This is a genomic window from Streptomyces sp. NPDC006283 (genome assembly GCF_040613325.1).
GTDB lineage: Bacteria > Actinomycetota > Actinomycetes > Streptomycetales > Streptomycetaceae > Streptomyces.
Window position 1 is genome coordinate 24,642 of record NZ_JBEXRZ010000043.1, and the last position, 18,174, is coordinate 42,815.

21 protein-coding genes are annotated in these 18,174 nt (G+C 71.5%); 11 read left to right on the forward strand and 10 right to left on the reverse strand.

All coding sequences use genetic code 11. The annotated features are described in order from the left end of the window. Positions 1–135 precede the first annotated feature (135 nt). Positions 136–1,494: an MFS transporter gene (locus tag ABZ070_RS12235; protein WP_356632696.1), complete on the forward strand. Its 1,359-nt coding sequence runs from the start codon at positions 136–138 to the stop codon at positions 1,492–1,494. Positions 1,495–1,574: 80 nt separating this feature from the next. Here the strand turns inward: ABZ070_RS12235 and ABZ070_RS12240 are convergent, their stop codons facing one another. Beyond that, positions 1,575–1,964: an ATP-binding protein gene (locus tag ABZ070_RS12240; RefSeq protein ID WP_356632698.1), complete on the reverse strand. Its 390-nt coding sequence runs from the start codon at positions 1,962–1,964 to the stop codon at positions 1,575–1,577. After that, on the reverse strand, positions 1,961–2,182 hold the full coding sequence (locus ABZ070_RS12245; protein WP_356632700.1) for a hypothetical protein: 222 nt from the start codon (positions 2,180–2,182) through the stop codon (positions 1,961–1,963). The genes ABZ070_RS12240 and ABZ070_RS12245 overlap by 4 nt, the downstream gene beginning before the upstream one ends. 110 nt (positions 2,183–2,292) lie before the next feature. On the opposite strand from ABZ070_RS12245, the gene ABZ070_RS12250 reads away from it, so the two are divergent. Together ABZ070_RS12250 and ABZ070_RS12255 are read left to right on the forward strand one after the other, a co-directional pair. Further along, a complete protein-coding gene (locus tag ABZ070_RS12250; RefSeq protein ID WP_356632702.1) occupies positions 2,293–3,171 on the forward strand; it encodes a DUF5753 domain-containing protein in 879 nt (292 codons plus the stop codon). Continuing rightward, positions 3,149–3,337 (forward strand): DUF397 domain-containing protein, encoded by a 189-nt coding sequence (locus tag ABZ070_RS12255; RefSeq protein ID WP_356632704.1) that lies wholly within the window; start codon positions 3,149–3,151, stop codon positions 3,335–3,337. Before ABZ070_RS12250 ends, ABZ070_RS12255 begins: the two co-directional genes overlap by 23 nt. A gap of 27 nt (positions 3,338–3,364) precedes the next feature. Here ABZ070_RS12255 and ABZ070_RS12260 read toward each other — a convergent pair whose 3' ends face one another. From ABZ070_RS12260 to ABZ070_RS12270, 3 genes are read right to left on the reverse strand one after another with little or no spacing between them, the layout of a single operon-like run. Further along, a complete protein-coding gene (locus ABZ070_RS12260; RefSeq protein WP_356632705.1) occupies positions 3,365–4,312 on the reverse strand; it encodes a DMT family transporter in 948 nt (315 codons plus the stop codon). A 32-nt stretch (positions 4,313–4,344) separates the two neighbouring features. After that, positions 4,345–5,046 carry a helix-turn-helix domain-containing protein gene (locus ABZ070_RS12265; protein ID WP_356632707.1) on the reverse strand — a complete coding sequence of 234 codons (702 nt, stop codon included), beginning with the start codon at positions 5,044–5,046 and terminating at the stop codon, positions 4,345–4,347. A 15-nt stretch (positions 5,047–5,061) separates the two neighbouring features. Beyond that, entirely contained in the window at positions 5,062–5,751 is a 690-nt protein-coding gene (locus ABZ070_RS12270; RefSeq protein WP_356632709.1) for a TetR/AcrR family transcriptional regulator C-terminal domain-containing protein, read from the reverse strand. Positions 5,752–5,817: 66 nt separating this feature from the next. On the opposite strand from ABZ070_RS12270, the gene ABZ070_RS12275 reads away from it, so the two are divergent. The 3 genes from ABZ070_RS12275 to ABZ070_RS12285 all read left to right on the forward strand — a co-directional run bounded on the left by ABZ070_RS12275 (position 5,818) and on the right by ABZ070_RS12285 (position 8,125). Beyond that, positions 5,818–6,969: an acyl-CoA dehydrogenase family protein gene (locus ABZ070_RS12275; protein ID WP_356632711.1), complete on the forward strand. Its 1,152-nt coding sequence runs from the start codon at positions 5,818–5,820 to the stop codon at positions 6,967–6,969. Between the two features lie 162 nt (positions 6,970–7,131). Next, positions 7,132–7,419, forward strand: a complete 288-nt coding sequence (locus tag ABZ070_RS12280) for a YiaA/YiaB family inner membrane protein (RefSeq protein ID WP_356632713.1) — start codon at positions 7,132–7,134, stop codon at positions 7,417–7,419. Positions 7,420–7,486: 67 nt separating this feature from the next. Beyond that, positions 7,487–8,125, forward strand: coding sequence for a TetR/AcrR family transcriptional regulator (locus tag ABZ070_RS12285; protein WP_356632715.1), 639 nt, complete (start codon positions 7,487–7,489; stop codon positions 8,123–8,125). On the opposite strand, the gene ABZ070_RS12290 is transcribed toward ABZ070_RS12285, so the two are convergent. After that, on the reverse strand, positions 8,113–8,574 hold the full coding sequence (locus ABZ070_RS12290) for a MaoC family dehydratase (protein ID WP_356632717.1): 462 nt from the start codon (positions 8,572–8,574) through the stop codon (positions 8,113–8,115). The two genes, ABZ070_RS12285 and ABZ070_RS12290, sit on opposite strands and share 13 nt — an antisense overlap. 100 nt (positions 8,575–8,674) lie before the next feature. On the opposite strand from ABZ070_RS12290, the gene soxR reads away from it, so the two are divergent. Beyond that, complete coding sequence (gene soxR / locus ABZ070_RS12295) at positions 8,675–9,154, forward strand: redox-sensitive transcriptional activator SoxR (RefSeq protein WP_356632719.1); 480 nt, start codon at positions 8,675–8,677, stop codon at positions 9,152–9,154. A 58-nt stretch (positions 9,155–9,212) separates the two neighbouring features. Here soxR and ABZ070_RS12300 read toward each other — a convergent pair whose 3' ends face one another. Beyond that, positions 9,213–10,286: an RNA ligase (ATP) gene (locus ABZ070_RS12300; RefSeq protein ID WP_356632721.1), complete on the reverse strand. Its 1,074-nt coding sequence runs from the start codon at positions 10,284–10,286 to the stop codon at positions 9,213–9,215. 143 nt (positions 10,287–10,429) lie between these two features. On the opposite strand from ABZ070_RS12300, the gene ABZ070_RS12305 reads away from it, so the two are divergent. Next, a complete protein-coding gene (locus ABZ070_RS12305) occupies positions 10,430–11,176 on the forward strand; it encodes a hypothetical protein (RefSeq protein WP_356632723.1) in 747 nt (248 codons plus the stop codon). 87 nt (positions 11,177–11,263) lie between these two features. Here ABZ070_RS12305 and ABZ070_RS12310 read toward each other — a convergent pair whose 3' ends face one another. The 3 genes from ABZ070_RS12310 to ABZ070_RS12320 form a co-directional block, all read right to left on the reverse strand. Then, the gene (locus tag ABZ070_RS12310; protein WP_356632725.1) at positions 11,264–11,875 is read right to left on the reverse strand and encodes a hypothetical protein; all 612 of its coding nucleotides are present in this window, start codon (positions 11,873–11,875) and stop codon (positions 11,264–11,266) included. A gap of 101 nt (positions 11,876–11,976) precedes the next feature. Next, the gene (locus tag ABZ070_RS12315) at positions 11,977–13,281 is read right to left on the reverse strand and encodes a serine-threonine protein kinase (RefSeq protein ID WP_356632727.1); all 1,305 of its coding nucleotides are present in this window, start codon (positions 13,279–13,281) and stop codon (positions 11,977–11,979) included. A gap of 254 nt (positions 13,282–13,535) precedes the next feature. After that, entirely contained in the window at positions 13,536–14,774 is a 1,239-nt protein-coding gene (locus tag ABZ070_RS12320; protein ID WP_356632729.1) for a DUF1343 domain-containing protein, read from the reverse strand. A gap of 160 nt (positions 14,775–14,934) precedes the next feature. Here ABZ070_RS12320 and ABZ070_RS12325 point away from each other — a divergent pair, with 160 nt between their 5' ends. Genes ABZ070_RS12325 through ABZ070_RS12335 form a run of 3 tightly spaced genes read left to right on the forward strand, consistent with a single transcriptional unit; the run spans position 14,935 to position 17,989 of the window. Continuing rightward, on the forward strand, positions 14,935–15,699 hold the full coding sequence (locus ABZ070_RS12325; protein WP_356632731.1) for an SDR family oxidoreductase: 765 nt from the start codon (positions 14,935–14,937) through the stop codon (positions 15,697–15,699). Beyond that, positions 15,696–17,348: an AMP-binding protein gene (locus tag ABZ070_RS12330; RefSeq protein WP_356632733.1), complete on the forward strand. Its 1,653-nt coding sequence runs from the start codon at positions 15,696–15,698 to the stop codon at positions 17,346–17,348. The genes ABZ070_RS12325 and ABZ070_RS12330 overlap by 4 nt, the downstream gene beginning before the upstream one ends. Before the next feature lie 47 nt (positions 17,349–17,395). Next, a complete protein-coding gene (locus tag ABZ070_RS12335; RefSeq protein WP_356632735.1) occupies positions 17,396–17,989 on the forward strand; it encodes a TetR/AcrR family transcriptional regulator in 594 nt (197 codons plus the stop codon). Positions 17,990–18,174 lie beyond the last annotated feature (185 nt).

Sequence of the window (18,174 nt, forward strand, 5' to 3'; positions counted from 1 at the left end):
GCGGGGAAAACGCCCCGCGCAGCGGCGCCCCCCACCCCGCCCCAAGAATTGTCACCGCCCATCCCGTTGACTCCATACCCACTGGTCGGTACGTTCCCCGCACTCCCGTCCCCGCACCCAGTGGAGTGTGCACGCATGGACACCCCCGCCCCCACCACCGCTCCCGCCGATCCGCACCGGCGGCGCGTCGCCACCGCCGCCGCGCTCGCGTCGGCCGTCGAGTGGTACGACTACTTCGTCTTCGGCATCGCCGCCGCGCTCGTCCTCGGCGACCTGTACTTCCCTGCCGGAAGCTCCTCCGCCGGCGTACTGGCCGCCTTCGCCACCTTCGCCGTCGGTTTCCTCGCCCGTCCCGTCGGTGGCGTCATCGCCGGGCAGCTCGGCGACAAGCGGGGCCGCAAGCCGATGCTGGTCCTCGCGCTGACCCTGATGGGCGTCGCAACCGCCGGGATCGGGCTGCTGCCCACGTACGAGACCATCGGCATCGCCGCGCCGATCCTCCTCGTCCTGCTCCGCATCGTCCAGGGCATCGCCGTCGGCGCCCAATGGGGCGGCGCGATGCTGATGGCCACCGAGTACGCCCCCGAAGGCAAGCGCGGCCTCTACGGCAGCCTGGTCCAGCTCGGCGTCCCCATCGGCGTGGTCACGGCCAACACCGTCTTCCTCGTCGCGGGATCCGTCACCAGCGAATCGACCTTCGCCTCCTGGGGCTGGCGAGTGCCGTTCTTCGTCGGCTTCCTCGTCCTCGGCCTCGCCTGGTACATCCACACCAAGGTCGAGGAGACGCCCGAGTTCCGCGAGGCCGAACGGGCTCTCGCCGCGCAGGAGAAGGGCGAGAGCGCCGCCCGCTCGCCGCTGCGCACGATCCTGCGCAACCACCTCGGCACCGTCTTCCTGGCCGGCGGGTCGTTCGCCGTCAACACCGCGACCTTCTACATCATCATCACCGGCGTGCTGGACTACGCGACCCGCGAACTCGACATGAAGCGCAGCGCCGTCCTTGCCGTCTCGCTGTGCGTGAGCCTCACGCAACTGGTGCTGATCCCCGCGGCGGCGGCGCTCTCCGACCGCATCGGACGGCTGCGGATCTACGCCGCCGGCGCGATCGGCCTGCTGGTGTGGGCCGTGCCGATGTTCCTGCTCATCGACACCGCCTCGCTCCTTTGGCTGGGCATCGGAACCTTCGTCACCAGCTGCTTCCTGAGCATCATGTACGGGCCGCAAGCAGCGCTGTTCGCCGAGCTGTTCACGGCGGAGATGCGCTACACCGGCGCCTCGCTCGGTTACCAGATCGCCGCCGTGTTCGGCGGCGGCCTGGCGCCGTTCATGATGGTCCTGCTGCTGGAGGCGACCGGCACATCGATGGCCGTCTCGGCCTACATCATCGGCCTCGCGGTGATCGCCCTGATCTCGATCAAGATCCTTGCCTCCCGCGCCGCGCGGAACGCCCCGGCCGCCCCGTCGCCCGTCCCCTCGACGGCCTCGGCCGACTGACGCCGCCCCGTCCCGGCCGCGGCGCCTCGCCGCGGCCGGGATGTGTACTCACTGCCGCACGCCGAGTGGCACGATCAGGGTCATGCCGTGTCCTCGGGCAGCTCGCACCACACGGTCTTGCTCAGCGCGTCGCGCACCACGCCCCAGCGGGAGGCGACAGCGTCCAGCAGCGCGAGCCCACGACCGCCCTCCGCGTCGTACTCGGCGTGTGCGGGGGCCGGCTCGGCGTCCGGAGCGGAATCCGTGACCTCCACCCGCGTCACGCCTTGACCTGCGCAGGAAACCCGTAACGTCACGGGAGAGCCCTCCCCGACGTGCCGCACCACGTTGCTCAGCAGCTCGCTCACCGCGAGCTGCACATCCGGGCAGTCACGCCCCAGATGCTCACGGACCGCGTGCCGCAGCAAGGGGACCGCCTTGGGCGCGGCGAGCAGGTCCGCCTCGAAAGCCGGGGCTGCCGCCCGCCTCATCGCCCCGCCGCCTCGCGCAGCACCGCCGCGAGCCGGTCTGCGGTGGCGAGGTTGCAGTTGCCGAGCGCGACGAGATGGCGGCACGGCAGGGCACCCGCGTAACTCGGCAGATCCACGCCGAGCGACGGCAAGGTGATCCCGTTCGCCCGCAGCGCGTCCCGCAAGCGGTCGACGCTCGCCTGGACGTCGGGCTCGGCGGGGGAGAGATGCTCGTTCATGAGGGCCACTTTCGTGTGCGGTGTGTGACGTTCAGAACACACAGTGGCGTCGCCGTGCGTACGGTTGAAGGGTTTTCGACTCCACCGCACGGATCGTGGAACGGGGAACGATGGCGGCACGCAAGGACATTGACGGCTCGGCGAGCGTCCCCGCGCTGTACGGGGCGGAGCTGCGATACCAGAGAGAGGCGGCCGGGCGCACGCTCCAGGAGACCGTGGAGGGCAGCTTCTACGGGGTGAGCCTGTTGAGCGAGATCGAGCGGGGCACCCGCCGCATGCCACTCGACCTGGCCCGGCACGTGGACCAATTGCTGAGCACCGACGGCTTCTTCGAGCGGCGGTGCGAGGACGTCCGCCGGGCCAAGCGCTCCGGTCACGCCGAGTACTTCGAGCGCGTTCTGGAAGCGGAACGCCATGCACGGACCATCGAGCAGTGGTCGCCCACGCTGATTCCGGGGCTGCTTCAGACCGAGGCGTACGTGCGAGCACTCTTCAAGGCCGAGCGGCCGTTGGAAGCCCGCGAGGAGACCGATGCCAAGGTGCACGCCCGTCTGGCGAGGGCGGAGCTCTTCGGGGCCGACAGAACTGCCCCGGAGTACTGGGTCGTACTTCACGAAGTCCTGCTCCGGCAAACGGTCGTTCCGCCGGACCGGATGGCCGAGCAGCTGGACCACATCGCCGCCCTCATGCGAAGCGACCGGATCTTTACACAGGTCCTTCCGTGGAATGCCGGAGCCCACCCGCTGATGCTGGGGAACGCCATGATCCTCGATTTCTCCGACGCGCCCCCGCTTGTCTACGTCGAGTCCCAGCACCACGGCAGCACCCTGGACGATCCGGCCCTCGTGAAGCGATATCAGAGGTCGTACGATCTGCTGAGGGCCGCCGCTTTGCCCCCGGAGGCGTCCCTCGCCCTGATCGAGCAAGCGGCAGAGGACTTTCGAAATGGCAAGTACGAGAATCGACTTGAGCGCGGCTCTCTGGCGTAAGAGCAGCTACAGCAACACCTCCGGAGGAGACTGCGTCGAGGTCGCCCACAACCTCCCCGGCATCGTCCCCGTGCGCGACTCCAAAGTGCCGGACGGCCCCGTGCTGGTCGTCGGCGCCGACGCGTGGGCGCCCTTCGTCGACGGGGTCAGGCACGGCGCCTGCTGAACGAACCACCCGGCCGTTCCTGGGTACTCAGCGCGGCGACCGGCCCTCCGCGCCGGTCGGAGCCGGTGCTGCCCCGGCGTCGGCCGTGGCGGGCTTCCGGGAACGCGACCGCGACACCGCCACACCCGCCAGGCACAGCGCGCCGCCCGCGAGGGTCAGCAGCCCGGGGACCTCGTCGAGCACCAGCCAGGACATCAGGACCACCAGCGCGGGCACGGCGTACGTGGTCGCGCCCATCCGGCCGGCCGTCGTGCGGGCCAGCGCGTACGCCCACGTCGTGAACGCGAGCGCGGTCGGGAACACGCCGAGGTAGACCATGTTGAGCGTGGCCGACACGGGCGCGGAAGCGGCCTGGTCGACGAGCTGTCCCGCGAACGGGAGGCACGCGACACCGCCCACCAGGCACCCGAACGTCGTCACCTGCAGGGCGCTCGCGTGAGCCAGCGCCGGCTTCTGGGCCACCACGCCGCCCGCGTAACCCACCGCGGCCAGCAGGCACAGCAGCACACCCAGTGTCGACGCCCCGCCCTCACCGGACATGGACAGGCCGACCGTGATCGCGCCCGCGAACGACACCGCCATCCCCGCCAGCAGCCGTGGCGGCAGCGCCTCGCCGAGGAACCGCGCGCCGAGCAGGGCGATGAGGATCGGCCCGATGTTGACGATCATCGCGGCCGTGCCTGCGTCGACCTCCTGCTCGCCCCAGTTGAGCACCACCATGTAGACGCCGAACCACAGCAGCCCGGACACGGCGATTCCGCGCCACGCGGCGCGCGGCGGCAGGCCCTCGCGCCGTATCAGCAGCACGAGGCCGAGAGCGAGCGATCCGGCGAGCAGCCGGCCGAGGGCGAGGGCGCCGGGGGAGTAGGCCTCGCCGGCGCTGCGGATGGACACAAAGGCGGAGGCCCACAGGACGACGGTGATCCCCGCGGCCACGAGGGCGGGCCAGTGCGCGTGGCGGTTCGGCTTCGTCATGGAGCGACCGTACGGTGCGGACCCTTCGGCGCTCACCGCAATATCTCCGGCTCGATGCCGAGCAGCGCCTGCAGCACCCGTTCGCCGTCCGCGGTCACCTTCACGGCGCGTTCGGAGCCGATGCGTACGCACCAGCCGGCGTCCAGCGCGTGCCGGCACAGCCGTGCGCCCGCGACACCGGCGAGGTGGGGCCGGCGCTCGGTCCAGTCGAGGCAACCCCGGACCAGCGGCCGGCGGCCCGTACGGTCCAGCGGGACGCCCAGCTCGGCGAACCAGCGGGTGCCCCGTTCCGTCAGCGCGAAGCCGGCGTCCTGGCTGAGCAGACCCCGGGCGGTCATGGCTCCGGTGATCGTGATGCCGAGGCGCCCCGCGAGATGGTCGTAGCACGTGCGGCCCCGCGCCATAGCGGTCGCGGCGGTCGACTCCCGCAGGGTGCGCGGCGGCGGCTTCGGCCCTGCGGGGGCCGCGTGCGCGGCGAGTTCCTCGACGAGGTGCGCCACACGGTCGTCGGCGAGCCGCACATAGCGGTGCCTGCCCTGGCGTTCCTCCGCGAGCAGCCCGCCGGCGACGAGCTTTCCGAGATGCTCGCTGGCGGTCGAGGCGGCGACCCCGCCGTGGCGGGCGAGCTCGCCCGCGGTCCACGCCCGGCCGTCGAGCAGCGCGAGACAGAACCCGGCGCGGGTGTCGTCGGCGAGCAGCGCGGCGAAGGCGGCGAGGTCCTGGGAGGAGGTCATGCCTTCCAGGATGCGTCAGGGACGTTTCGGTGCGGGCCGAAGGGTGCCGTTGCGGGAAGGGTCCGGATGGACGGTGCTCTCGTACTGGAGCGCCAGTCCGTCCAGCAGGGCCTGGAGGCCGGTTTCGAACGCCCCCTGGTCGACCTGCTCCTGGCGGTCCGCGAGCAGATGGGCCTGGCCGAGGTGAGGGTAGTCCGCCGGGTCGTAGGCCGTCGCGTCGTCGACGAAGCCGCGGGCGAACGAGCCGAGCGCGGAGCCGGTGATGAAGTAACGCATCAGCGCGCCGATGCGGGTGGCCTGGGCGGGGGGCCAGCCGGCACGGACCATCGCGCCGAAGACCGCGTCGGCGACCTTGAGGCCGGCCGGGCGGCGGCCGGGGCCGCGGGCGAGGACCGGGACGGTGTTGGGGTGGGCGCTCAGGGCAGCGCGGTAGGAGACGGCCCAGTCGTGCAGAGCGGTGCGCCAGTCGCGGTCGTCGAGCTCGTCGAACATCGACAGGTCGACGCGGGCGCTGACCGCGTCGGCGACGGCGTCGAGGATCTCGTCCTTGTTGCGGAAGTGGTTGTACAGGGAGGGGCCGCTGACGCCGAGCTCGGCGGCGAGCCGGCGCGTGGAGACAGCGTCGAGCCCCTCGGCGTCCACGAGCGCGCTCGCCGCGTCGACGATGCGGTCTCTGCTGAGGAGGGGCTTGCGCGGTCGGGCCATGCGGCACATAGTAGGGCCTGCCAGAAAGAAACTAGCAGTGATAGTTAAAAGTTGGGGTGACCGCGCATGAACCTGGGGCTCGGCGAGGAGCAGACGGCCGTCCGGCAGTTGGCGAAGGACTTCGTCGACCGTGAGATCACCCCGCACGTGATCGAGTGGGACCGCGCGGAGAGCGTCGACAAGAGCATCGTGAAGAAGCTGGGCTCGCTCGGTTTCCTCGGCCTCACGATCGACGAGGAGTACGGCGGCTGCGGCGGCGACCACCTTGCGTACTGCCTGGTCACCGAGGAACTCGGCCGTGGCGACTCCTCGGTGCGCGGCATCGTCTCCGTGTCGCTGGGCCTCGTGACCAAGACCGTCGCGGCCTACGGCACCGAGGAGCAGAAGCGCCACTGGCTGCCCAGGCTCACCGCGGGCGACGCGCTCGGCTGCTTCGGCCTCACCGAGCCCGGCACCGGCTCGGACGCCGGGAATCTGACCACCAGGGCGGTCCCCGACGGCGACGACTACGTGATCAACGGCTCCAAGATGTTCATCACCAACGGCACCTGGGCCGATGTGGTGCTGTTGTTCGCCAGGACCAACGACACGCCCGGCCACAAGGGCGTCTCCGCCTTCCTCGTCCCCACCGACACCCCCGGGCTCACCCGCCGCACGATCCACGGCAAGCTCGGCCTGCGGGGCCAGGCCACCGCCGAGGTCGTCCTCGAGGACGTCCGGGTCCCCGCGTCCGCCATGCTCGGACCCGAGGGCAAGGGTTTCTCCATCGCCATGTCGGCGCTCGCCAAGGGGCGGATGTCGGTCGCCGCGGGCTGCGTGGGCATCGCGCAGGCGGCTCTGGACGCCGCCGTCGGCTACGCGAAGGAGCGCGAGCAGTTCGGCAAGCCGATCGCGCACTACCAGCTGGTCCAGGAACTGATCAGCGACATCGCCGTCGACGTGGACGCGGCGCGGCTGCTGACCTGGCGGGTCGCGGACCTGATCGACCGCGGTCAGGACTTCGCCACCGCCGCCTCGAAGGCCAAGCTGTTCGCCTCGGAGGCCGCCGTCAGGGCCGCCAGCAACGCCCTCCAGGTCTTCGGTGGCTACGGCTACATAGACGAGTACCCGGTCGGCAAGCTGCTGCGCGACGCGCGCGTCATGACCCTGTACGAGGGCACCAGCCAGATCCAGAAGCTCATCATCGGCCGTGCCCTGACCGGGGTCTCCGCGTTCTGAGACTCCCGCCGCGCCCGGCGGACTCCCGCCCCGCCCGGCATGCCCGGCGTGCCCGGGCAGGCTCCGGCGTGCCCGGCACCTGCCCCGCGCGCCCGGCAGGTGAGTACGCACCTGAGTAGCAGCGCCCATGCCGGGCGCGCCGCGGGCCGCGAAGCTGGGCGCATGAGCGAGACACCCGTCAAGCAGCAGAACACCGCGGCGTACTACGGTCAGGCCGTGGCCTCCTTCGGCATCGCGCTGGGGGCCGTCGCCGTCGGCATCTTCAACATGGACGCGGACGCCTGGGTGCGGGCCTTCCTCGGCATCGCGGTCCTCTATCTGACGACCTCGGCCTTCACTCTGGCCAAGGTCGTACGGGACCGGCAGGAGGCCGGTCAGATCGTCAGCCGCGTCGACCAGGCGAGGCTCGAAAAACTGCTCGCGGAGCACGATCCGTTCCAGAAGCTCTGATCAGGCTCTAAGCGCTTGCTCACCGTCGGGGTATGGTGTTCGTCCTGTGCCATGGAAGGGGCGAGTGATGAGTGCGGCTGACCAGACGGCGGGCCCGGAGGCCGGCGAGGACAAGCCGTGGGACGAGGTCACCCCGGACGCGGCGAGGAAACTGCTCGTGGCCGCGGTCGAGGCCTTCGCGGAGCGCGGATACCACGCCACCACCACGCGGGACATCGCCGGCCGCGCCGGAATGAGCCCGGCGGCGCTCTACATCCACTACAAGACCAAGGAAGAGCTGCTTCACCGGATCAGCCGGATCGGGCACGACAAGGCGCTCGAGATCCTGGGCGCCGCCTATGACGGCCCGGGCACGCCCACCGAGCGGCTCGCCGACGCGGTGCGCTCCTTCGTCCGCTGGCACGCCGGGCGGCACACCACCGCCCGCGTGGTGCAGTACGAGCTCGAGGCGCTCAGCGACGCCCATCGCACCGAGATCTTCGGTCTGCGCCGGCAGAGCGACGCCGTGGTGCGCCGCATCCTCGAGGAGGGTGTGCAGGCGGGCGAGTTCGACGTGCCGGACGTGCCCGGCACCGCCGTCGCCGTGCTGTCGCTCTGCATCGACGTGGCGCGCTGGTTCAACACGCAGGGCCGCCGGACGCCCGACGAGGTCGGCGCGCTCTACGCCGACCTCGTCCTGCGCATGGTGTGCGCTCAGAAGAAGTAACGGGACACCGACTCCGCCACGCACACCGGCTTGTCGCCGCCCTCGCGCTCGATCGTGACGAGGGCGGTCACCTGTACGCCGCCGCCCGCGTCCTCGACGCCCTGGAGCACCGCGGTGGCGCGCAGCCGCGAGCCGACCGGCACCGGGGAGGGGAAACGGACCTTGTTGCTGCCGTAGTTGATGCCCATCTTCATGCCCTCGACCCGCAGGACCTGGGGCACCAGGGCCGGCAGGAGCGACAGCGTCAGATAGCCGTGGGCGATCGTCGTGCCGAACGGTCCGCTCGCGGCCCGCTCGGGGTCCACATGGATCCACTGGTGGTCACCGGTCGCGTCGGCGAAGAGATCGATCCGCTTCTGGTCGACCTCCAGCCAGTCGCTGTAACCCAGCTGCTCGCCGACCCCGGCGCGCAGCTCCTCGGGGGAGGTGAAGATCCTCGGCTCTGCCATGTCCCTGGCCCCTGACTCTCGACGACTGATGTCTAAGCGCTTGCTCAGCATGATTGGGTGGGCGCCCTCCTGTCAACGACGGACCAGTAGGCTTCCGGGAGTGCCACAGATTCCAGAGAAGATCCACGAGCTCACGGTCGGCCAGCTCTCCGCGCGAAGCGGCGCCGCCGTGTCCGCCCTGCACTTCTACGAGTCCAAGGGCCTCATCAGCAGCCGCCGCACCGGCGGGAACCAGCGCCGCTACAGCAGGGACGCACTGCGCCGTGTCGCCTTCGTGCGCGCCGCGCAGCGTGTCGGTATCCCGCTCGCCACCATCAGGGAAGCCCTCGCGGAACTGCCCGAGGAGCGGACCCCCGACCGCGACGACTGGGCGCGGCTCTCCGAGGCCTGGCGCGGTGAACTCGACGAGCGCATCAAGCAGCTCGGCAGGCTCCGCGACCATCTCACCGACTGCATCGGATGCGGCTGCCTCTCCCTGGAGACGTGCGTCCTGTCCAACCCCGACGACGTCTTCGGCGATCGGCTCACGGGCTCGCGGCTGCTGCCGGAGCGGCGGCGCAGCGGCTCCGACGCGGGCTGACACCGACGGGGGCGGGCCCGTACCCCCGTGACGGGCCCACCCCCTGGTGTGCGGCGGCCTACTCGTACTCCGTGCCGCCCTTACGGGTCAGATACGCCGGGCTCACCGCCTTGGCGATGGTGCGCCCGCCGGTGACCGGGCTGTACCGCTCCACAGCGGAACGGACGACCACGCCCTCCCGCAGATGCAGCTTCCGGCCCGACACCGTCTCGCGGCCGCTCGCCAGCTCCAGCACATGGTCCGCGTCGTACGGGCCTGCGAACAACCTGGGTACGACCGGCAGTTCACCGCCGAGGACGGCCGCCGGATCCAGCCAGCGGACCTGGCCGTCGATCTCCGCCGAGATGTCGAAGACGGCATAGCCCAGCCCGTCCTCCGCCCGGGCGTTCTTGCCGTAGCCGAGGTCCTGGACGCCGGCACCGTACACCTCGGCGAACACCCCCACCCGGCTCGCGCCGAGCCGCTCCGCGATGCGGGCCGCGATCTTGGGCACCCCGTGCCCGAGGACCGCGCGCCAGTAGAGGTTGGCCGGGTCCTTCCTGAGGGCCAGGCCCTTGGCGCCGAACCCCTTGGACGACACCTGCACCCGCCCGCCGTCCGCCGTGCTGTACGTGGTCAGGCAGGCCGTTCCGTGCAGCTTCTCGGTGATCACGACCGGCTCGCCGGGCTCGAAGATGCCCGGGTAGCGCTGGAGGTTCTCGATGTCCACCCACGGCAGCAGGTCCGGTGCCGCTTCGACGTCGCCGCTCATCCGGGGCGGGATTGGCGGCGACCACTTGGTGATCGAGAGCCGCTCGGCGAAGTCCGTGCCGTCCACGGCCGCCCGCACCAGGTCGACGTCCGCCAGCGCTCTCGGCCGGCACACGATTCCCTGCGACAGTTCGCCGCGCAGCCGCACCGCCTTGACCCGGTTGGCGTCCCCGCCCGCGAGCCGGCCGGTCAGGCCCAGCTCGTCGACGAGCTCCGCCGGGAGTACGGCCTGCTCCGGGATGTAGAGTGCCGCATCGCCGGTGCGGTAGACGCCCTTTGCGACGACCGCCCGGTACAGGCCCACCTGGGCCAGCTCCAGCGCATTGGCGTTCGGGTGCTCGTGCACGGTCAAGAGTTCGGCGGTGACGCGCAGCGTCGACATGTCAGGGCTCCTTGATGGTGTTCCGCATCGCCGTCAACTGTGCCGCTGCCCAATCCCGCTGGCCCACCGGTTTACCGGCTGGTAGCGTCGCGATCTTCGGCGGGCCACGGCCGCGACCGGAGTACTCGACGGGACGTGCGCTCATGGCCTCCCCAGCACTCACCACGGCGGTGGACCGCGTACGCGCGGTCTTCTCCGGCATGACGAGCCCCGGTGAAACGGGCTGCGGTCGGTGCCATCTGCCGGAGGAAACGGCGCTGTTGGGTGTCCCGGACGTGGAACTGCCCGGGGATGTCCTGGAGATGTTCGCCCGCGAGGTGCCGGGCCACTTCGACGACCACCCGGCCGCCATGCGCCGGATCCTTCCGCAGCTCGCCGAGCGGCTGGCCGCACGCCGATTCGGGTCACTGAACGCCTACGACCTGACCGGGCTCGGGCGCTCCGGCTGGCGGACCTGGCCGGGCGAACAGCGTGACGCGATCGGTGAGTTCCTCGACGCGTGGTGGGCCGACACCGTCAGCACACCCCTCGACGTCTCCTACGTGCTCGAGGTCTTCCAGGCCTGCGTGACCGCGGGCCTCACCGTGACGCCCTATCTGGCCACATGGGCGGCGCAGCCCACCGGTGGGCCGGCCGACGCGTATCTCGAGGCCTTCGTCGCATGGTGGATCGAGGAGCTGCTCTGGGAGGACACGCAAGTCATCAGCTGGTGGTGCGACCACACGCGCGACGAGCCTGACGCGGAGCTCCGGGCGTGGGTACTCGAACACGCACCCGCCCGGCTCCGCGCACGAGGCGCCGACCCCCTGCTGCTCTTCAGGACCGGCCTGTTGGCGCTGCCCCGCGAGCAGCGGTTCACCGAAGAGACCTGGGCCGGCGCCCCCGTCTGACGCCTCCGGCCCGGCCCCTCGGCGGTCCCGGGCCCCCGCGCCGGAACCAGCGAGTCCCGGACGCCCGTCCCGGGCCCCCGTGCCGTGTCATGCGACGGAGGCGAGCTCCCGGCGTCCTGCCCGCTTCGCCGCCGCCACCGCGTCCGGCGTCAGCACGGGCTGCGGCACCACGATGCCGCAGCCCGTGCAGACCGGTCCGACCCACGGCTCGTGCTCCAGGTCCTGGCGCCAGACGATGTGCGTTCCCCCGCACACCGGGCAGGCCGCCCCCGGCTCCGCCTCCAGCGCGCCGATCAGCCGGCGCAGTACCTCGCCGAGCGGTGCCGACGGGTGCTCCGCCGGTACCTCACAGCGGGCCACCCCGTTCCCGCCCCAGGTCCTTCGGTGCCAGTCGTCGATGTGTCCGGGCCGCCGCAGCCCCTCGTGCTTCTCCCGTTTGCGGCGGTCCGCGAAGTTGTCCTCGTAGGCGAGCCAGACGGCCCGTGCCTCTTCCAGTTCGTCGAGCGCGGCCACCAGCCGCGCCGGATCCGGGGCCCTGTCCTCGGGATCGATACGGTGCCTGCCACACAGGTGATCCCATGTGGCCCGGTGCCCGTACGGTGCGAACCGCTCCAGGCACTTGCGCAGCGAATAGCGCCGTAGCGCCAGATCGCACCTCGGGTCGCGCACCTGTCTCGCGAGACTCCGGAATCCGGCCATAGCACTGCCACCTCCGTCGCTGGTACATCGGCGTTGAAGAATGGACGTAGGAGTGCCCGATTCGGCTCCATCGAAAATACGGACGCGCCTCTTCGGCCGGATCACGCCCCTGGCCCGGTGTCCCCGATCCGGGCCGCCGTCAGAACCATCCGGGCGAGTTCCTCGTGACAGATGTCGCCGTGCGCGCCCGTCGGAGGCCCTCCTCGGCGCACCACCCGCGAGGCGTCGACGCTGACGCAGCCCGACGCCGGCACCCCGGTCCGCAGCGCCTCCTCGAGCGTCGGCCGGGGCGTGTTCGCGACGGCCTGGATGCCGTCGTGGCCCATCGCCCACCAGCGCCGGTCGGTCCCCGCCGCGGCCGAATCGCCAGCGAGGCCCGACACCAGCGGGTAGAACACCCCGAGCGCGGTGTCGTGGCGCGAGTGGCAGGCCACCACGGGCCCGTCGACCCGGTGCTGGAGGCCCGCCAGCACACCGCAGCGGTGCGGGGCGTGGGGGAGGCTGCCGGCGAACGCGTAGTGCGAGAAGGAGGCTTGAAGCAGCGTCACCGATTTCACGTTCCGCGCGCCCTCGGGCAGGCCGCGCAGTGCGAACGCGGCCAGCCGTGCGCCGTGGCTGTGGCCGACGAGATGCACCCGCACTCCGGGCGCGGACCGGGACAGCCGTCCCAGGAGAGGGCCGAGGCCCAGCTCGCCGACCGTGCCCGCCCGCCGCTTCATCGCGTAGTACGTCGTCTGCCGCAGCAGTTCCTTCGCGCCCCGCCACGCCGTATGGGGCCCGCCGCCCGTCCCGGCGGCGCCGGCCGGTCCGCCCTGCTCGCGGTGGAGCGCCGCGGCCAGCCGCAGGCACAGCGTGAGGGTGTCCTCGTAGAGCACCGCCGGCGGGCTCTGCTCGTCCCGTGGCAGGTCCTCGGCGAACGGCGCCTCGAGTCCTCCGGGCGGGACGGCCGTCAACTGCCGGGTCAGCATGCCGAACTCGGCGAACGCCGCCCGCGACGCGGGCTGTTCCTCGAGCAGCCACGCGAGGCGCTCCACCGTCGCCCCGTGCCCGGCGAACAGGCACGAGAGCAGGTCCCGCGTCGGCACGTCCAGACCCGGGCCGGACGCCGGCGCTCCCTCGGCCCGCTCGACGTCGGGGAACGGCTCGTCCGGGAACCGCATCGAGGGCCACAGGACACCGGCGTACCCGACGTGCACGCCCGGCAGCCCGGCGAGCAGTTTCGGGAAGGGGGCGAAGAACGACGAGTGCAGTCTGCGGGCGACGGCGGGGGAGTTGTTCCAGCCATGTGCGAAGACCACGAGATCCGTGACGTCCAGCCCGGCCGATATGTCGTACGGGCCGCCGTCCGGGTCACCGTCCGCGTCGAAGCAGATCTCCCGGTACGGATGCACACTCATCCCCGCCATGGCACGGCCCCTCCCCTTGCGTTCCGCTGCTGACCCAGCATCCTGCGCAAGAGGAGAAACGGCCATACACGTGTCGGGACGGGGCTGTGCCCGTACCGGCCCCGCCACCACGAGCGAGAGCAGGGCCGGAACGAGCAGCAGCCAGATCCGTAGGGTGTGACGCGGTAACTGGTCCCTGGATCAAGCCTGTCGGCGCGGCACAGGGCCGGGCCGGCGGGCGGGCACCCGGGTACGGGGTGGGGATCACCCCACGTTCAGTAGCGCAGGTAGCGCTTCCGTACGGCGGTGAACGCGGCCAGTTCGTCACGCCAGGCGCCGACGACCTCGTCCGTGTCCGCGCCCGCGTCGATCAGGGTGCGGACCTTCGTGGAGCCGGTCAGCTTGTCGATCCAGTTGTCGGGGCGCCAGGCGAATCCGCTCCAGCTCCGCTTCGCTGTCACCAGCAGGCCGATGCCGGTCCGGACCGGGTCGTATGACCTGCGGTCGTGGACGTGGAGCTGGACGCCGCCGACGGTTTTGCCCTGGAATTTGGAGAACGTGGGCGCGAAGTACGCCTCGCGGAAGCGCACGCCGGGCAGGCCGAGTCCGTTCGCCGCCTGGGCCCAGGCCGGGCCGATTCCCTCAGCGCCCAGCAGCTCGAACGGGCGGGTGGTGCCACGACCCTCCGAGAGGTTCGTGCCCTCGAACAGACAGGTGCCCGAGTACACCAGCGCCGTCTCCGGGGTGGGCATGTTGGGGCTCGGCGGGACCCAGGGCAGACCGGTCTCGTCGAAGAAGTCGCCCCGCCGCCAGCCCGACATCCGCACGACGTCGAGCTCGACCGGCCGGGCCAGGAATTCTCCGTTGAAGAGCAGCGCCAGTTCGGCGACCGTCATCCCGTGCGCCTGTGCGATGGGCTCGCGCCCGACGAAGGTCGCGAACGCCTTGTCGAGGACCGGCCCGAGGGCAGCCCTGCCGGTCACCGGGTTCGGCCGGTCGAGGACGACGAAGCGCTTGCCGGCGAGGGCCGCCGCCTCCATGCAGTCGTACATCGTCCAGATGTACGTGTAGAAGCGGGCGCCCGCGTCCTGGATGTCGAAGACGACGGTGTCCACGCCCGAGGCCGTGAAGATGTCGGCCAGTGGCCGGCCGCTCTTGAGGTACGTGTCGTAGACGGGCAGTCCGGTCGCCGGGTCGTCGTAGCGGCCTTCGGAGCCGCCGGCCTGCGCGGTGCCGCGGAAGCCGTGCTCGGGGCCGAAGACCGCGACGAGGTCCACCCGGTCGTCGGCGTGCATGACGTCCACGATGTGGCGCACGTCCCGCGCGATGCCCGTCGGGTTGGTGACCATGCCGACGCGCTCTCCGGCCAGTGCCGCGTATCCGTCGGCGGCCAGGCGTTCGAAACCGGTGCGCACCCGGCCGCGGCCGGAGTGGGCCGCGGCGGGCGAGGGGGCGGCGGCCAGTGCCCCCACCGCGCCGCCCGCGGCCAGCAAACCCCGTCTGGACAGGCTCATAGAGCTACCTCCGTGATCGCCTCGTGTCATGACCACTGCACGCTAGCGCTCATGTCCGCGCCGGGGAACGACCCCGGCACATGGTTGTGCCCGCCCCTTCCGCTGGGACATACCGACTGGTTAGTCTGCCCCGACGGACCGGACACGAAAGGCGGAGCTGATGAGTGCGGTGCACGGCGCTGGGGTTGTGGTCACGGGCGCGGGCGGCGGGATCGGAGCCGCGCTGGCGCGCAGATTCGCCGCAGAAGGGGCCCGGGTCGTGGTCAACGACATCGACGCCGGCAAGGCGAAGACCGTGGCCGACGAGATCGGCGCCACCGCCGTACCCGGCGACGCCTCGAAGATCGTGGACGAGGCCCGTGACGCCCTCGGCGGGGTCGTCGACGTCTACTGCGCGAACGCCGGACTCGGCTCCGGCGGCGACGCGTTCGCCGACGAGGACGTGTGGGCCGCGGCCTGGGACGTCAACGTCATGGCGCACGTACGGGCGAGCCGGGCGCTGCTGCCCGACTGGCTCGAGCGCGGCAGCGGACGCTTCGTCTCCACCGTCTCCGCCGCCGGGCTGCTGACGATGATCGGTGCGGCGCCCTACAGCGTCACCAAGCACGGCGCCCTGGCCTACGCCGAGTGGCTCTCCCTCACCTACCGGCACCGCGGCCTCAAGGTGCACGCGATCTGCCCGCAGGGCGTACGCACCGACATGCTCACCGCCAGTGGCACGGCCGGCGAGCTCGTGCTCCAGCCGACCGCGATCGAGCCCGAGGACGTGGCCGACGCCCTCTTCGACGCCATGGAAGCGGACCGCTTCCTCGTCCTGCCGCACCCCGAGGTCGCCGACTACTACGCGGCCCGCGCCACACAGAACGACCGCTGGCTGGCCGGCATGAACCACATTCAGCAGAAGTGGGAGGAGAGCGGCCGATGACCTCCATATACGCCGCGAAGCCCTGGCTCGGCCGGCTCACCGACGCACAGCGGGCCACCGTCGCCCCGCCCGCGACCGTGGTGCACTCCTTCCGCTCCGCCGTCGCCCGCGCCCCCGAACACACCGCCCTCGCGTACTTCGACGGACGGCTGAGCTACCGCGAGACCGACGAGCTGTCCGACTCCGTCGCGGGCCATCTCGCCGCACGGGGCGTCGCCTGCGGCGACCGGGTCGCGATCATGCTCCAGAACACCCCGCACTTCGTGATCGCCCTGCTGGGCGCCTGGAAGGCCGGCGCAACCGTCGTCCCGCTCAACCCGATGTACAAGGCGGGCGAGGTCTCCCACGTGCTCGCCGACGCAGAGGCCACCGCGCTGATCTGCTCGGACCGCGCCTGGGAAAGCTACCTGCGCGACTGCGCCGCCTCCTCGCCCGTACGGATCGCCCTCACCGCCTGCGAGCTCGACCTCCAGACGCGGGACGACGCTCGCGTCCTCGGCTTCGAGCGCATGGCGCCCGCCGATGACGCCGACGACCTGCTGACCGTCGCCCGTCAGGGCCTGCCCGCCCCGGAGGGCCGTGAACTCAACCCCACCGACGTGGCGTTGATCAGCTACACCTCCGGCACCAGCGGCACCCCCAAGGGCGCCATGAACCTGCACGGCGGCATCACCTACAACGCCGAACGCCAGCGCACCGGACACCCCGTAGCCGAGGGCGCCTGCTACTTCGCGCTCGCGCCGCTGTTCCACATCACCGGCATGGTCTGCCAGCTGGCCGTCTGCATCGCCAACGCGGGCACCCTGGCGCTGGCGTACCGCTTCGAGGCGGGCGTCGTGCTCGACGCGTTCCTCGAGCACCGCCCCGCGTACACCGTCGGCCCCTCCACGGCCTTCATGGCGCTCGGCGCACACCCCTCCGCCACCCGCGAGCACTTCGACTCCTTCGCGGTGATCTCCTCGGGCGGGGCCCCGGTGCCGCCCGCGCTCGTCGAGAAGTTCCGCGCCGGATTCGGCCCCTACATCCGCAACGGCTACGGACTCACCGAGTGCACCGCGCCGTGCGCATCCGTGCCCCCCGAGCACGAAGCGCCCGTCGACCCTGCCTCCGGCACCCTGTCCGTCGGCCTCCCCGGCCCCGACACGGTCGTCCGGATCGTCGACGACACCGGCAAGGACGTGCCCTTCGGCGAACAGGGCGAGATTGCGGTCCGCGGACCCCAGGTCGTACCCGGCTACTGGCGGCTCCCGGAGGCCACCGCGGACGCCTTCCCGGACGGCGAACTGCGCACCGGCGACATCGGGTTCATGGACAGCGAGGGCTGGCTCTACGTCGTCGACCGCAAGAAGGACATGATCAACGCCTCCGGCTTTAAGGTCTGGCCCCGCGAGGTCGAGGACGTTCTCTACACCCACGCCGCCGTGCGCGAGGCGGCCGTCGTGGGCATCCCCGACTCCTACCGCGGTGAGACCGTCAAGGCCTACGTCAGCCTCCGGCCCGGGGCGGAGGCCGAGCCGGCCGAGATCTCCGCGTACTGTGCCGAGCGGCTGGCGGCCTACAAGTACCCGAGGGAAGTCGAGATCCTGCCGGAGCTCCCCAAGACGACAAGTGGGAAGATCCTCAGGCGGGAACTGCGTTCCCACGCGTAGCAGACGCACCACACAGCACGGAACGAAAAGAAAGGCGGGTGGCGGCAATGGCCAGGACGACGGACGGGGAGGGCACCCCCGTCCCGCAGAGACTGCTGGCCGCCGCCACCCGCCTCTTCGCCGAGCGCGGCTACGACCGTACGTCGGTACAGGAGATCGTCGAAGCGGCCGGCGTCACCAAGGGAGCGCTGTACCACTACTTCGGCTCCAAGGAGGACCTCCTCCAGGAGGTCTACGCACGGGTGCTCCGCGTCCAGCAGCAACGGCTCGACGCGTACGCGGACGCCGACGCGCCGGTGGAGACCCGGCTGCGGGACGCCGCGGCGGACGTGGTCGTGACCACGATCGAGAACCTCGACGACGCGGACATCTTCTTCCGCTCCATGCACCACCTGAGCCCGGAGAAGCACAAGCAGGTACGCGCCGAACGCCGCCGCTACCACGAGCGGTTCCGCGCGCTGGTGGAGGAGGGCCAGAAGAGCGGCGTGTTCTCGACGGCGACCCCTGCGGACCTGGTGGTCGACTACCACTTCGGCTCGGTCCACCACCTGTCGACGTGGTACCGCCCCGACGGCCCCCTCACCAAGCAACAGGTCGCGGACCACCTCGCGGACCTCCTCCTCCGCTCCCTCCGCCCCTGACGTCACCCGGACCCGCAGGTCCGCCACGAGCGCGCCGGGGTCACCCGGGCTCGATGTGCCCTGGCCGTGCGGCGGGCGGGGCTTGCTCGTCGGGCCCCTGCCCCGAAGGAGCCCCCCGCGCCTCAAACGCCGGCGGGGCTTGGTGTTGCCGGGCGTGCGGCAGGCGGGGCGGGATCTTGCGCGCT

Coding starts and splice junctions, on each gene's coding strand:
- ABZ070_RS12235 (WP_356632696.1), top strand. CDS start 136: ATGGACACCCCCGCCCCCACCACCGCTCCCGCCGATCCGCACCGGCGG.
- ABZ070_RS12240 (WP_356632698.1), bottom strand. CDS start 1,964: ATGAGGCGGGCGGCAGCCCCGGCTTTCGAGGCGGACCTGCTCGCCGCG.
- ABZ070_RS12245 (WP_356632700.1), bottom strand. CDS start 2,182: ATGAACGAGCATCTCTCCCCCGCCGAGCCCGACGTCCAGGCGAGCGTC.
- ABZ070_RS12250 (WP_356632702.1), top strand. CDS start 2,293: ATGGCGGCACGCAAGGACATTGACGGCTCGGCGAGCGTCCCCGCGCTG.
- ABZ070_RS12260 (WP_356632705.1), bottom strand. CDS start 4,312: ATGACGAAGCCGAACCGCCACGCGCACTGGCCCGCCCTCGTGGCCGCG.
- ABZ070_RS12265 (WP_356632707.1), bottom strand. CDS start 5,046: ATGACCTCCTCCCAGGACCTCGCCGCCTTCGCCGCGCTGCTCGCCGAC.
- ABZ070_RS12270 (WP_356632709.1), bottom strand. CDS start 5,751: ATGGCCCGACCGCGCAAGCCCCTCCTCAGCAGAGACCGCATCGTCGAC.
- ABZ070_RS12275 (WP_356632711.1), top strand. CDS start 5,818: ATGAACCTGGGGCTCGGCGAGGAGCAGACGGCCGTCCGGCAGTTGGCG.
- ABZ070_RS12280 (WP_356632713.1), top strand. CDS start 7,132: ATGAGCGAGACACCCGTCAAGCAGCAGAACACCGCGGCGTACTACGGT.
- ABZ070_RS12285 (WP_356632715.1), top strand. CDS start 7,487: ATGAGTGCGGCTGACCAGACGGCGGGCCCGGAGGCCGGCGAGGACAAG.
- ABZ070_RS12290 (WP_356632717.1), bottom strand. CDS start 8,574: ATGGCAGAGCCGAGGATCTTCACCTCCCCCGAGGAGCTGCGCGCCGGG.
- ABZ070_RS12300 (WP_356632721.1), bottom strand. CDS start 10,286: ATGTCGACGCTGCGCGTCACCGCCGAACTCTTGACCGTGCACGAGCAC.
- ABZ070_RS12305 (WP_356632723.1), top strand. CDS start 10,430: ATGGCCTCCCCAGCACTCACCACGGCGGTGGACCGCGTACGCGCGGTC.
- ABZ070_RS12310 (WP_356632725.1), bottom strand. CDS start 11,875: ATGGCCGGATTCCGGAGTCTCGCGAGACAGGTGCGCGACCCGAGGTGC.
- ABZ070_RS12315 (WP_356632727.1), bottom strand. CDS start 13,281: ATGGCGGGGATGAGTGTGCATCCGTACCGGGAGATCTGCTTCGACGCG.
- ABZ070_RS12320 (WP_356632729.1), bottom strand. CDS start 14,774: ATGAGCCTGTCCAGACGGGGTTTGCTGGCCGCGGGCGGCGCGGTGGGG.
- ABZ070_RS12325 (WP_356632731.1), top strand. CDS start 14,935: ATGAGTGCGGTGCACGGCGCTGGGGTTGTGGTCACGGGCGCGGGCGGC.
- ABZ070_RS12330 (WP_356632733.1), top strand. CDS start 15,696: ATGACCTCCATATACGCCGCGAAGCCCTGGCTCGGCCGGCTCACCGAC.
- ABZ070_RS12335 (WP_356632735.1), top strand. CDS start 17,396: ATGGCCAGGACGACGGACGGGGAGGGCACCCCCGTCCCGCAGAGACTG.